Annotated in this window: 11 protein-coding genes; 8 read left to right on the forward strand and 3 right to left on the reverse strand. The window is 63.5% G+C overall.

From position 1 onward, the window contains the following. Positions 1–81: 81 nt before the first annotated feature. Positions 82–900 carry a DODA-type extradiol aromatic ring-opening family dioxygenase gene (locus V3C40_RS10930; protein WP_331777429.1) on the forward strand — a complete coding sequence of 273 codons (819 nt, stop codon included), beginning with the start codon at positions 82–84 and terminating at the stop codon, positions 898–900. A 126-nt stretch (positions 901–1,026) separates the two neighbouring features. Here the strand turns inward: V3C40_RS10930 and ylqF are convergent, their stop codons facing one another. Next, on the reverse strand, positions 1,027–1,974 hold the full coding sequence (gene ylqF / locus V3C40_RS10935) for a ribosome biogenesis GTPase YlqF (protein ID WP_128140235.1): 948 nt from the start codon (positions 1,972–1,974) through the stop codon (positions 1,027–1,029). A gap of 201 nt (positions 1,975–2,175) precedes the next feature. On the opposite strand from ylqF, the gene V3C40_RS10940 reads away from it, so the two are divergent. Beyond that, a complete protein-coding gene (locus V3C40_RS10940) occupies positions 2,176–2,961 on the forward strand; it encodes a hypothetical protein (protein ID WP_331777430.1) in 786 nt (261 codons plus the stop codon). A 163-nt stretch (positions 2,962–3,124) separates the two neighbouring features. Further along, positions 3,125–3,451 carry a hypothetical protein gene (locus V3C40_RS10945; protein WP_034751776.1) on the forward strand — a complete coding sequence of 109 codons (327 nt, stop codon included), beginning with the start codon at positions 3,125–3,127 and terminating at the stop codon, positions 3,449–3,451. Positions 3,452–3,463: 12 nt separating this feature from the next. Here V3C40_RS10945 and V3C40_RS10950 read toward each other — a convergent pair whose 3' ends face one another. Then, positions 3,464–4,390: a histone deacetylase family protein gene (locus V3C40_RS10950; RefSeq protein WP_034751778.1), complete on the reverse strand. Its 927-nt coding sequence runs from the start codon at positions 4,388–4,390 to the stop codon at positions 3,464–3,466. A 211-nt stretch (positions 4,391–4,601) separates the two neighbouring features. Between V3C40_RS10950 and V3C40_RS10955 the strand changes: the two genes are divergently transcribed. The 5 genes from V3C40_RS10955 (at position 4,602) to V3C40_RS10975 (ending at position 10,478) form a co-directional block, all read left to right on the forward strand. Beyond that, the gene (locus V3C40_RS10955) at positions 4,602–5,510 is read left to right on the forward strand and encodes an AAA family ATPase (protein WP_331777431.1); all 909 of its coding nucleotides are present in this window, start codon (positions 4,602–4,604) and stop codon (positions 5,508–5,510) included. Positions 5,511–5,515: 5 nt separating this feature from the next. Next, positions 5,516–6,535, forward strand: a complete 1,020-nt coding sequence (locus V3C40_RS10960) for a DUF58 domain-containing protein (RefSeq protein ID WP_331777432.1) — start codon at positions 5,516–5,518, stop codon at positions 6,533–6,535. After that, on the forward strand, positions 6,532–8,553 hold the full coding sequence (locus V3C40_RS10965) for a transglutaminase TgpA family protein (protein WP_331777433.1): 2,022 nt from the start codon (positions 6,532–6,534) through the stop codon (positions 8,551–8,553). The genes V3C40_RS10960 and V3C40_RS10965 overlap by 4 nt, the downstream gene beginning before the upstream one ends. Beyond that, the gene (gene mltB / locus V3C40_RS10970) at positions 8,544–9,707 is read left to right on the forward strand and encodes a lytic murein transglycosylase B (RefSeq protein ID WP_442907243.1); all 1,164 of its coding nucleotides are present in this window, start codon (positions 8,544–8,546) and stop codon (positions 9,705–9,707) included. Before V3C40_RS10965 ends, mltB begins: the two co-directional genes overlap by 10 nt. A gap of 438 nt (positions 9,708–10,145) precedes the next feature. After that, a complete protein-coding gene (locus V3C40_RS10975; RefSeq protein WP_034751784.1) occupies positions 10,146–10,478 on the forward strand; it encodes a hypothetical protein in 333 nt (110 codons plus the stop codon). A gap of 98 nt (positions 10,479–10,576) precedes the next feature. Here V3C40_RS10975 and cysM read toward each other — a convergent pair whose 3' ends face one another. After that, a complete protein-coding gene (cysM, locus tag V3C40_RS10980; RefSeq protein WP_331777435.1) occupies positions 10,577–11,479 on the reverse strand; it encodes a cysteine synthase CysM in 903 nt (300 codons plus the stop codon). Between the last annotated feature and the right edge of the window lie 226 nt (positions 11,480–11,705).

Consider the following 11,705-nt stretch of genomic DNA (forward strand, 5'->3'; position numbering starts at 1 on the left):
TATATCAATAATGGTGATCTTGATCAACTGGCTGGCCATGACTATCATCGATAGCATCAGCCATTCCACTGCGGAGCCGCCATGCAAGAACACACCTTCCCCACCTACTTCCTGTCGCACGGCGGCGGCCCGTGGCCGTTCATGAAAGACCAGTTCGGCGGCCGCTACGACGTGCTCGAAGCGTCGTTGCAGGATATCCCGCGCCAGATCGGCGCGCGTCCGAAAGCCGTGCTGGTCGTCACGGCGCACTGGGAAGGGCCGCAATTTCTCGTCTCGGCCAGCCCCCGGCCGGGCATGATCTACGATTACTCGGGCTTTCCGCCGCACACCTATCAAATCCAGTACCCGGCACCGGGCGCGCCGGAACTGGCTGCGCAGGTAAAACAGTTGCTGGACGCTACCGGCCATCCGGCGCGCCTCGACCATGAACGCGGTTTCGACCATGGCACCTTCAGCGCCCTGTTCCCCATCTACCCGCAGGCGGACGTGCCGCTGGTGCAGCTGTCGCTGAAACACGGCTACGACCCGCTCACGCACATCGAGGTGGGCCGCGCGCTGGCCAGCCTGCGCCGGCAAGGCGTGCTGATACTGGGCAGCGGCCTGTCCTACCATAACCTGCGCCAGTTCGGCCAGGCGGGCGCCGTCGCCTCGCACCAGTTCGACGCCTGGCTGCGCCAGACGATGGCCTTGCCGCCGGAACAAAGGTTGGAGCAGCTGCTGGCCTGGGACCGGGCGCCGGGCGCACGCCAGGCCCATCCGCAGGAAGACCATTTGCTGCCGCTGATGGTGGCGCTCGGCGCGGCCGAGCAGGAAGCGGCGCACGTGGCGTATCACGAGGAGGATTTTTTTGGAGCGCTGGCGGTGACGAGTTTCCGGTTTGGAGCGACTGGCGGAAATTAGCAACGAGCCGGGGTCAGACGGGGACGCCGAGTCCCTCAACACCGCTAACGGCTGGTTCAGCGCCAACGTCACCGGGGGTCTGACCCCAGAATTTAAAAAAGCCGCTAACAAGCGGCTTTTAGTTCATTACGTACCGCGCTTGCCGCGCGCCGCATTCTTCGCCTTCTCGGCAGCAATCTCGGCCGCCTTAGCCGCTTTTTCCGCCATCTCGGCCGCGTGCTGGGCCATCAGGGCCGCACGCGTGTCCGGCGTTTCCAGCGAGATGCGTCCCAGAATGCCGCTGCGGTAATCGAGCAGCAAGGTGTGCGACGCCTTCTCGAAATCGTAGTCGCCGCCCTTGATGCGGAAGCCGCGCTTGGCGGCGATGCCCTCGACCACGCCGATGGCATCGACTTCACCGACCTTGGTGCCGTAGCGGGTTGCCAGCAAGTCCGGGTAGCGCTTGAGCAACTCCTCGGCCAGGAACACGGCCACTTCCTCTTCGATCAGCGCGTTCGAGCCGATAGCGTGGCTGGCGGCCAGCATCAGGCCGTCGCTGGGGATGGCGATCTTCGGCCACAGCATGCCGGGCGTGTCGACGAGGATGGTGTTCTTGTCCAGATACAGCTTTTGCTGCATCTTCGTCACGGCCGGCTCGTCGCCCACCTTGGCCACGCGCTTTTTCAGCAGCGCGTTCATCAGGGTCGACTTGCCCACGTTGGGGATGCCCATGATCATGATGCGCAGCGGCTTGGTCGGCACGCCGCGGTGCGGCGCCAGCGACTTGGCCAAGTCCGGAATGCGCGCCACGTCGCCCGGCTTCTTGGTCGTCATCGCATACGCGGTCACGCCTTCCTGCGCATTGAAATACGCCACCCAGGCGGCGGTCGCGGCAGGATCGGCCAGGTCGGTCTTGTTGAGGATTTTCAGGCAAGGGCGCTGGCGGAACAGGCGCAGCTCGTCCACCATGGGATTGCAGCTGGCTGCCGGCAGGCGCGCGTCCACCACTTCAATCACCAGATCGGTGTTTTCCATGGTTTCGGCCGCTTTCTTGCGGGCCGCGTTCATGTGTCCTGGGTACCATTGTATCGCCATGCTCTTGCTTTCAAAATCGTTCAGTCAATCCGCTATTTTACGTGGTTGCCGCCACGACGTCCCGTTTTCCGCCGCCAGCGCCAGCCGTGCGACGCGAACGAGACAATTGGTGATAATTTAGCAGTTACTCGAATGATAAGATCCGCAGTCCGTCCAGCCTGGACGGTTTCCCCATTGCACGCTCAACCTGGCACGCATTCCATGCATCTTCCCCGCTTTTGCCTCCTTGCCTCCCTTTCCACTTGCCTGCTGCCCGCCATGGCCCAGGAACAAGCAGCGGCGCCAGGCGACCCGGTGAACCAGGAAATGCAGCAGATTGTCGATGTGCAAGGCACGCGCGATCCCGACCTGCGTCCCTACCGCACCATGCTCAAGGGACTCGACGCGTATGCCGACCACCAGCGCCTGGCGCCGGGCGCGCCGCTGCGCTTCATGCTGATCCCCGCCACGCCGAAGGCCAGGCTCGATGGCGTGACCCTGCACTTGTCGGCCGACAATCTGTCGATCCCCGTGCCGCTGGCGGCGGACGGCGGTTTCATCCTGACGCGCGACAAGACCGCCTACGATGCGAATGCCGACCTGGTCAGTAACAAGAAGCGCGCCACCCTGCGCTGGCGCGCCGACATCCACACGCCGGGCCTGCCCCACAACGTGCGCCGCCTGGGCGACTTGCGCCTGGAATGCGAAATCCGCTGGGCCGTCGAGCAGGATGACTTGCCGTTTGTGCGGCGCAACCTGTTCCGCCTGGCGGGCGGACCGTGCCACTCGTCGCTGATCCACGTGCCGTATCCCGTGTTCCGCAAGCTGCTTGCCGTGCAGGCCCGCTCGGGCGAGCGCACGCTGGACGTCCGCATCACGGAAGACCGCCAGCGCTACGTGCCGCCGCTGCACGACGTGAGCTGGGACGACAATACCCTGCTGACCCTCACGTATGCCGATGACGGCAACATGGCGCAAGCCGCCCCTGCAGGAGCACTGCGCCAGTGATACGCGCGCTGGAAGCCAGGTCAAATATTTCCACATGGATTCTTTTATTTACTGAGAGTAATAAAAAAGTGTGCTCTAATATCGCCTCTTAAATGAAAAGCAATAATTTTCCAGGCTGGCTCCCGCCAGATGCAGGGAGATAGGCGATGGGGAATAGCTCGATATGATGATGGAACACACTGGCAAGGCGCCCGAGCGCGTGCCGCGCAATGACTGGAAGAAGGAATGCCGGCAGTTGCAGCAGCAAGTGGCGCAGCTGGAAGAGCGCCTGAAACGCCAGAGCGCCGACAGCTATGGCTTGCAAATGCTGTATGACCAACTGGTCAATGAAATCAAGCACCACCGCGACATGTTGCAACTCGACAGTTTTGATGCGGATAAATCATCGCTCGTCTACACGCAAGCCTGGCACCGCTTCATGGCGGGCGACGCGCTCGACTACCAGACGCACCGCCACACGAATTCCAGCAGCCGCCCCACCTTGCTGTAGCGCGCAGGGCCCTTACAGTTCCGCCAGCGCCTTCACGTGCGCCGCCACGCTGCGGCCCAGCGACGACAGGTTGTAGCCCCCTTCGAGGCAGCTGACGATACGGCCTTTGCCATACTGGCTGGCCACGGCCATCATCTGCTGCGTCATCCACGTATAGTCGGCCTCCACCAGGCCCATGCCGCCCACGTCGTCTTCGCGGTGGGCGTCGAAACCGGCGGAAATGAAAATCATCTGCGGCTGCTGCCGGTGCAGCGCGGGCAGCCAGTGGTCGAGCACCAGCTGGCGCACGGCGTCGCCCTTCGAGCGGGCCGGCACGGGCACGTTGACGCGCGTGTCCGTATAGGACTCGACATCGCTGTACGGATAGAACGGGTGCTGGAAAAAGCTCACCATCAGGATGCGCGGATCGTGCGCAACGGACTCGGCCGTGCCATTGCCATGATGCACGTCGAAGTCGACGATGGCGACCCGTTCAAGCCCGCGCACGTCGAGCGCATGCTTGGCGGCGATGGCGACATTGTTGAACAGGCAAAAACCCATCGGTTCGCTGGGCCGCGCATGGTGGCCGGGCGGGCGGATCGCGCAGAAGGCGTTGCTGATCTCGCCATCAATGACGGCGTCCGTGGCTGCCACGGCCGAGCCGGCGGCAGCCAGCGCCGCCTCGTAGCTGTGCGCGTTGAGCAGGGTGTCGCCGTCGAGCGGATAGTAGTCGCCCTCCTGCGGCACATTGTCGCGCACGAGGCCGATGGCCGTGGCGCTGTGGTTGCGCTCGATATCGGACAATTGGGCACGCACGCCGTCGCGGTGCTCGACCAGGTCGCTGATGTGCGCGAGTATCAATTGGTCATTGATGGCCTGCAAGCGGGCCGGCGATTCTGGGTGCCAGTCGCCCATTTCATGGCGCTGGCAATCTGGATGGGTATAAATGGCTGTGCTCATGCGCTGTACTGGTTACCTCTGTCTCTGTCCATTCTCCGGGAACACTGCATGGCATTCCTGTTCGCCCTGCGCGTTCTCGCATAAAATCACTGGCCGGTCTGTGCCGCTACCGCACTAATCTACCACGTGCACGGCACGGGCGGGCGGCACGGCTTGACCTGGCCAAAGCGATTGTAAATTAAATAATCCGACTTACTGTGATAGAAATAGCATGTTTCCAAAAATACACCAGGCCGCACAGCAGATCGGCGAAGTTCTCGTCGGCAAACACTTGCAGATCCGCCAGACCCTCGCCTGCGTACTGGCCGGCGGCCACCTGCTGATCGAAGACGTGCCCGGCGTGGGCAAGACGACCTTGGCCCACGCGCTGGCCATCTCGCTGGGCCTGCAATGGAAGCGCCAGCAATTCACGAGCGACCTGCTGCCCGCCGACGTGGCCGGCATGAGCGTGTATGACCGGGGCAGTGGCAGCTTCATCTTTCATCCTGGCCCCCTGTTCACGCAAGTGCTGCTGGCCGACGAGATCAACCGCGCCACGCCGAAGACGCAATCGGGCTTGCTCGAAGCGATGGAAGAGCGGCAAGTGACGCTCGATGGCGTCACGCACGCGCTGCCGCAGCCGTTTTTCGTCATCGCCACGCAGAACTGCGCGCACCAGCTGGGCACCTTCCCCCTGCCCGAATCGCAGCTCGACCGCTTTCTCATGTGCGTGACCCTCGGCTACCCCGATGCGGCCGCGGAACGGGCGCTGCTGCTGGGCGCCGACCGCCGCGCCATGCTGCACACCTTGCCTGCCGTCATGAACGCGGAAGAATTGCTGCAGGCGCAAGCTGGCTTGCGCGCCATCCACGCCTCGGCCGCCGTCGTCGACTATGTGCTGGCCCTCGTGCATGCCACGCGCGCGCCCGGTGTGTTTGCCGATGGCCTGAGCCCGCGCGCCGCGCTGGCCCTGCTGCAGGCGGCGCGCGCCTGGGCCGCCCTGGAAGGCCGCGACCATGTCACGCCCGACGACGTGCAAGCCGTGCTGCTGCCCGTCTGCGCCCACCGCCTGCATGCCGCGCAAGGGTCCGTCGATAGCCGCAGCCTGCTGCAGCACATGCTGTTGAGTATTCCCGTCTGAGCGGCATGCGCTGGCGCACTATCCAATGGCTGCCGGCGCGCCCCTGGCTGGGCGCGGAGCGCGTGCACATCCGTCCCTCGGGCGCTGGCCTGGCGTTTGCCGCGCTGCTGCTGGCGCTGTGGATCGCCGCCGTCAATTACCGCCTGGGCCTGGGCTATGTGCTCACGTATTTCGCGGCCGCCTGCGCCATCGCCGACATGCTGTTTGCCAGCCGCAACCTGGCGGGCCTGGCCCTGTCCGCCACGCCGGGCAGCCCCGTGTTCGCGGGCAGCCCGGCCACGTTCACCTTGCGCCTGATCAACCGCAGCGCGCGCCCGCGCCATGCGATCCACGTGGCCATCCGCGATTCGGCGGCAGCGCCCAGCCTGGCCGACATCGCCGCCCACGGGGAAACGGCCGTCAACATCGTCGTGGCCGCGCCGCAACGGGGATGGCTGATTGCCCCGCCCGTGCGCCTGTCCGGCAGTTTTCCGCTCGGTCTGTTCCTTGCCTGGTGTCACTGGCAGCCGGACAGCCGCGTACTCGTGTATCCGCAGCCCGAACACAATGCGCCGCCACTGCCCTTGCCTGCCGGCACGGTACAGCAAGTACAGAGGCCAGGCTCGCCAGATTCGCCAGACTTGCCCGATGGCGCCCTGGAACTGGCAGGCGTGCGCGCCTACCAGCCCGGCGACCCCTTGCACCGCCTGGCCTGGCGCCAGATCGCCCGCCACGATGGCGAGCATGTCTTCAGCAAGCAATTCCAGCCTGCCGCCGACGCTACCGCAGGTGCAGCCCATGGCAGCATCATGCTCGAGCACGCTTCCCTGCACGCGCTGGCGCCGGAAGCGCGTTTGTCGCGCCTGGCCGCCTGGGTGCTGCAGGCGGAACGCACGGGCCTCCCATATGGCTTGCGCCTGGGCCCGCTGACTGTCGCGTCGGCCCTGGGCGCCAGCCACCGCGACACCTGCCTGCGCGCGCTGGCCCTGCACGGTTCGCCACACGATTGGCGGCACGATTTTCCGCCAGCGCAGGCGACGCCATGAAAGCCTGGCTGAGCAACTTGCCGCGCGACAAGGCCGACATCGTGCTGCTGTTGCTGGCCGCCGCCATGGTGCTGGCGCCGCACGCGCTGCACCTGCCTCCGTGGCTGTCGGCCGCCGCCGCAGCCCTCCTGCTGTGGCGCGCCGTCATCACCGTGCGGGGCAAGCGCCAGCCGCGGCTGGCCCTGCTCGCGCCGCTGGCCTTGCTCGGTATCGCCGGCGTCTACGCCAGCTATGGCACCGTGCTGGGACTCGATCCCGGCGTGGCCATGCTGGCCTTGCTGCTGGCCTTGAAATCGCTGGAAATGCATGGCCGGCGCGACATCTTCGTCTTTGTTTTCCTCAGTTTTTTCCTCCTGCTGGCAAATTTCTTCCATGCGCAAGGCATCCTCAGCGCCGCCTGGATGCTGGCCACCGTCATCGTCTTGCTGGCCGCCCTGCTGTCAGCCCAGTACGGCGCCGTGCAGCCCCGCCTGGCGCAACGGTTAAATTTGCTGGGACGCATGCTGGCGCTGGCCATCCCCCTGTCGGCCGTGATGTTTTTTGCCCTGCCGCGCGTGGACGGCCCCCTGTGGGGTACGGCACCGGAAGGCGCGCAGGCGCGCACGGGCTTGTCCGACAGCATGCAGCCGGGCGCCATCGCCTCGCTGGCCCTGTCAAGCGAACCCGTCTTCACGGCCCGATTTTCCACACCGCTCCCGCCGCAAGACCAGCTGTATTGGCGCGGCGTGGTGCTGGGCGACTTCGACGGCGCCACCTGGACGCGCCGGGGCGCAAAGGGCCGCGCGCCTGCCAGCGACAGCCGGATAGATATCGCGCTGGAAGGCCAGCCCAGCCACTACGAAGTCACCCTGCAAGCAAGCGGCCAGCGGCGCATCTTCGCGCTCGACGTGCCGCGCAGCATCGAACGCTTGCCCGGCAATCCGTACGTCGTGTCGTCCGCGCTGGAAGTGCTGACCATACAACCTATTACTTCGACCGTGCGTTACCGCGTCAGTTCCCAGCCCCGCTACCGGCTGCAGGCAAACCTGTCGCCAGAACAGCAGCAGCCATGGCTGGCCTTGCCCGCTGGCAGCAACCCGCGCAGCGTGGCCTGGGCCCGCGCATTGCGCGGCAGCGGCGCGCGGGCGCTGGCGCCCGCCGGCGCGATCGCCGCCGTGCTCGGGCACTTCCGCCGCGCGCCGTTCCGCTACACCCTGCAGCCGCCGCTGCTGGGCAAGCAGGGCGTCGACGACTTCCTGTTTGGCACGCAGGCGGGCTTTTGCGAACATTACGCGGGCAGCTTTGTCGTGCTGATGCGCGCCATGGGCATACCCGCGCGCGTCGTCACCGGTTACCAGGGCGGCGTGCGCAACGGTACGGACAACAGCTTGACGGTGCGCCAGTCCGACGCCCATGCGTGGAGCGAAGTGTGGCTGGCGGGCCGGGGCTGGGTGCGCGTCGACCCGACAAGCGCCGTCGCGCCCCTGCGCACGCAGCGCAACCTCGACGCCGCGCTGCCGCCGGCCTCGTCGCCGCTCACGGCGTGGCGCGCCTTGGCCGGCCTCGATGGCGGCGCGCAAGGGGCGGTTGCCGCGTGGCGCCAGCAATGGCAGCAGGCCGAGCACGCCTGGAGCAGCTGGGTGCTCGACACCACGCCGCAGCGCCAGCGCGCCATGCTCGATGGCTTGAAAAACGTGCCGGCGAAAAAGCTGGCACTCGCGTGCGCCGTGCTGGCCATGCTGTCCGCCGTGGCGGGCGCACTGGTCTGGTGGCGGCAGGCGCGGCAAGGCGATCCGCTTGACGCCCTGTATGCGCAGTTTTGCCATTTACAGGCGCGGCGCGGGTACAGCCGTGCGCCGCACGAAGGCCCGCACGGTTATGCTGCGCGGTTGGCCGCGGGCAAGGCCACACAAGAGGCACACGCCGCCATCGCACAGTTTCTGGCAATCTATGCCGCGATGAAGTATGGTAATGCCAGCCCAGACGAACAACTCCGCGCGCGGCGCACCTTGCGCCGCCTGTTAACCCAATGCCGATGAGACGCTCCTTGTTACCGATCAAATACCCCGCCCTGTCCCTGCTCCTCTCCCTTCCCCTGTGCCTGGCCACCGCGCACGCTGGCGAAAACAGCAATATTTCCGCTGCCGACCGCGCCCGTGCCGTGCGCGCGGCCAAGGCGCCGCCCGCCAAGGCAGCAGCCAAAAAGGCACCGGCGAAATTCGACTTCGAAGGCGAATTTGTCGACTATGCCAACTGGAAGGAAGTACGCGCCTTCCTCGACGACATGTCCGCCAAACACGGCTTTGACCGCGCCGAACTCGATACCCTGATCGGCAAGGTCCGCTATGTCGAGTCGACCGTGCAACTGATGAAGCCCGCGCCGCCCGGCAAGCCGAAGAACTGGCAAGCGTACAGCGCCCGCTTCATCGAACCGGTGCGCATCAATGCGGGCGTGAAATTCTGGGAAGAGAACGCGGAAGCGCTGGCGCGCGCCGAACGCGAATATGGCGTGCCGGCCGAGATCATCGTCGGCATCATCGGCGTGGAAACTGTATATGGACGCAACACGGGCCGTTTCCGCGTGCTCGACGCACTGACGACCCTGGCGTTTTCCTATCCGGAAAGCCCGACCCGCGCCGCGCGCATGGAATTTTTCAAGGGAGAGCTGGAAAACGCGCTGCTGTACGCGCGCAAGGATGGCATCGATCCCCTGACCCTGCTCGGCTCGTATGCGGGCGCCATCGGCTTGCCCCAATTCATGCCTAGCAGCATCATGAAATATGCGGTGGATTTCGATGGCGATAGCCACATCGACCTGCGCAATTCCACATCCGACGCCATCGGCAGCGTCGCGCACTTCCTCGTCGAGCACGGCTGGCGTCGCGATGATCCGGCCATCAGCACCTATCCCGTGACCGTTTCGGCCAGCCGCGCGTGGGAAAAGTTCATCGGCCAGGGCTTGCAAGCGAAGTACCGGCTGGGGGAATTGCAGGAAGCCGGCGTGAGTGCCGCCCCGTCCACGCCCCAGAACATGCTGTTCGGCTTGATCGACTTGCAAAATGGTTCAGAAGCAACTGAGTATCACTTGGCAACCAATAACTTCTTTGCTATAACTCAGTACAACAGAAGTTATTTTTATGCCATGTCAGTGATCGACTTGGGCAAAGCCATCAGTCAAGTGCGCGCACGCTAACCGAAAGTCAGTGTAAAGTTATAATATTACTTGTAAGAAAGCGTAAGGGATATTGAATCGACCAGCAAACAGGTCTATGGTAGGCCCGATAACATGTGCCAGCCTCGCTCGCCAGCCTTTGTGCGGCACGGAATGCAGTAATGGTTTTATACTTAACTTTTGTCAAAGTACAATTTTTGTTCTATCATAGAGCATAATAAAGAATAAATAGGTGTTGCAGCTAGACAACACCGGTTCTGTACCAAGCAAGATTATTGGGCTTTCCCGCCTGAAATTGAATCCTGTTGTACAATTGTGTATATATCATGAAAAACTGTATCCCGGATCGTACCGTGTGTGAATTCGTTCCTTTTAGTAAAGAATGAACATGAACGCAGCAAGAGCGAGCTCCGAGTGTTTTTTACTTTGCAGTGCAACTACAGAAGGAACAATAACATCATGACAAACCAAGTCGGCATTGATATGAACAGCGATTCGGACTCCGACGATCTGCTTCAGTACAACCCAAACAGACTGCTCGATACCCTGATCGAAAACCTGCGCCTGAAAAACGACGCAGCCTTGTCCCGCGCGCTGGAAGTGGCGCCACCGGTCATCAGTAAAATCCGCCACCACCGCCTGCCGGTCGGCGCATCGCTGCTGATCCGCATGCACGAAGTCAGCGACCTGAGCATCCGCGACCTGCGTTACCTGATGGGTGACCGTCGTAACAAATTCCGTATCAGCGACAAGCAATTCAAGCCAAAAGAAGGCGAAACGCCACAAGGCTGATCCTGCCAGTTTTGCAGGTTTTCCCTCCCCGCCATGGGGAGGGGGTCTTTCCAGCAGTTCTCAGGCCGTTCTGGCCGATATATTTCCCGTATTAACTATCAGGCAGGAAACACGCCCGTCGAGAGATAGCGGTCGCCGCGGTCGCACACGACGAACACGATCGTCGCGTTTTCCACCATTTGCGAGATGCGCAGCGCGATTTCGCACGCGCCGGCTGCAGAGATGCCGCAGAACAAGCCCTCTTCCGCCGCCAGGCTGCGCGCCATGCGCTCGGCCACGCCCTGGCTCACGTATTCCACCTGGTCCACGCGCGACTTGTCGTAAATTTTCGGCAAGTACGCTTCCGGCCACTTGCGGATGCCGGGAATCTGCGAACCTTCCTCGGGCTGGGCGCCGATGATCTGGATGGCGGGATTCTGTTCCTTCAAATAGCGCGACACGCCCATGATGGTGCCCGTCGTGCCCATGGCGCTGACGAAATGCGTGACGCGCCCTTCCGTATCGCGCCAGATTTCCGGTCCCGTGCTTTCATAATGGGCGCGCGAATTGTCTTCGTTGGCGAACTGGTCGAGGATCACGCCGCGGCCATCCTTCTGCATCTGTTCGGCCAGGTCGCGCGCATATTCCATGCCGCCCGTCTTCGGAGTCAATAAAATGTCGGCACCGTAGGCGGCCATGCTCTGGCGGCGCTCCACGCTCAGGTTATCGGGCATCAGGAGCAACATCTTGTAGCCGCGCAAGGCGGCGGCCATGGCCAGCGCAATGCCCGTATTGCCGCTGGTCGCCTCGATCAGGGTGTCGCCGGGCTTGATGACGCCGCGCTCTTCAGCGCGCTTGAGCATGGACATGGCCGCGCGGTCCTTCACGGAGCCAGCCGGATTATTGCCCTCCAGCTTGCCCAGGATGACGTTGTTGCGCGCAAGCGCATCGGCACCCGGCAAGCGCGTCAGCTGCACCAGCGGGGTATTGCCTATCGTATCTTCAAGTGTCTTGTAAGCCATCGTGTCTGTTTGAGTAGATTCAACAAAGACCCATTCTAATATGAGATGCTGGACGGCGTATCGCTGATCGGTGGCGGCATCCGGGCCCATTTGTGCCTCCGGCTGCGCCGCCACTGGTCGCATGGCGCCTGCCGCGCTGCCATTTCCGGGCGTGCGCAAGGGGTATTGCGGCAGGCGCGCACCGCATGCGCTAAACTCGTCACTGTTAGTTATTTTTGTTATTTGC

It is taken from the genome of Janthinobacterium sp. LS2A (genome assembly GCF_036543145.1).
Taxonomy (GTDB): Bacteria; Pseudomonadota; Gammaproteobacteria; order Burkholderiales; family Burkholderiaceae_D; genus Janthinobacterium; species Janthinobacterium aestuarii.

Bases quoted from the DNA above. Each gene is read 5' to 3' on its own strand.
- V3C40_RS10955 (WP_331777431.1), top strand. From the start codon at position 4,602: ATGTTTCCAAAAATACACCAGGCCGCACAGCAGATCGGCGAAGTTCTC.
- V3C40_RS10930 (WP_331777429.1), top strand. From the start codon at position 82: ATGCAAGAACACACCTTCCCCACCTACTTCCTGTCGCACGGCGGCGGC.
- V3C40_RS10950 (WP_034751778.1), bottom strand. From the start codon at position 4,390: ATGAGCACAGCCATTTATACCCATCCAGATTGCCAGCGCCATGAAATG.
- V3C40_RS10960 (WP_331777432.1), top strand. From the start codon at position 5,516: ATGCGCTGGCGCACTATCCAATGGCTGCCGGCGCGCCCCTGGCTGGGC.
- V3C40_RS10965 (WP_331777433.1), top strand. From the start codon at position 6,532: ATGAAAGCCTGGCTGAGCAACTTGCCGCGCGACAAGGCCGACATCGTG.
- V3C40_RS10940 (WP_331777430.1), top strand. From the start codon at position 2,176: ATGCATCTTCCCCGCTTTTGCCTCCTTGCCTCCCTTTCCACTTGCCTG.
- V3C40_RS10975 (WP_034751784.1), top strand. From the start codon at position 10,146: ATGACAAACCAAGTCGGCATTGATATGAACAGCGATTCGGACTCCGAC.
- V3C40_RS10945 (WP_034751776.1), top strand. From the start codon at position 3,125: ATGATGATGGAACACACTGGCAAGGCGCCCGAGCGCGTGCCGCGCAAT.
- mltB (WP_442907243.1), top strand. From the start codon at position 8,544: ATGCCGATGAGACGCTCCTTGTTACCGATCAAATACCCCGCCCTGTCC.
- cysM (WP_331777435.1), bottom strand. From the start codon at position 11,479: ATGGCTTACAAGACACTTGAAGATACGATAGGCAATACCCCGCTGGTG.
- ylqF (WP_128140235.1), bottom strand. From the start codon at position 1,974: ATGGCGATACAATGGTACCCAGGACACATGAACGCGGCCCGCAAGAAA.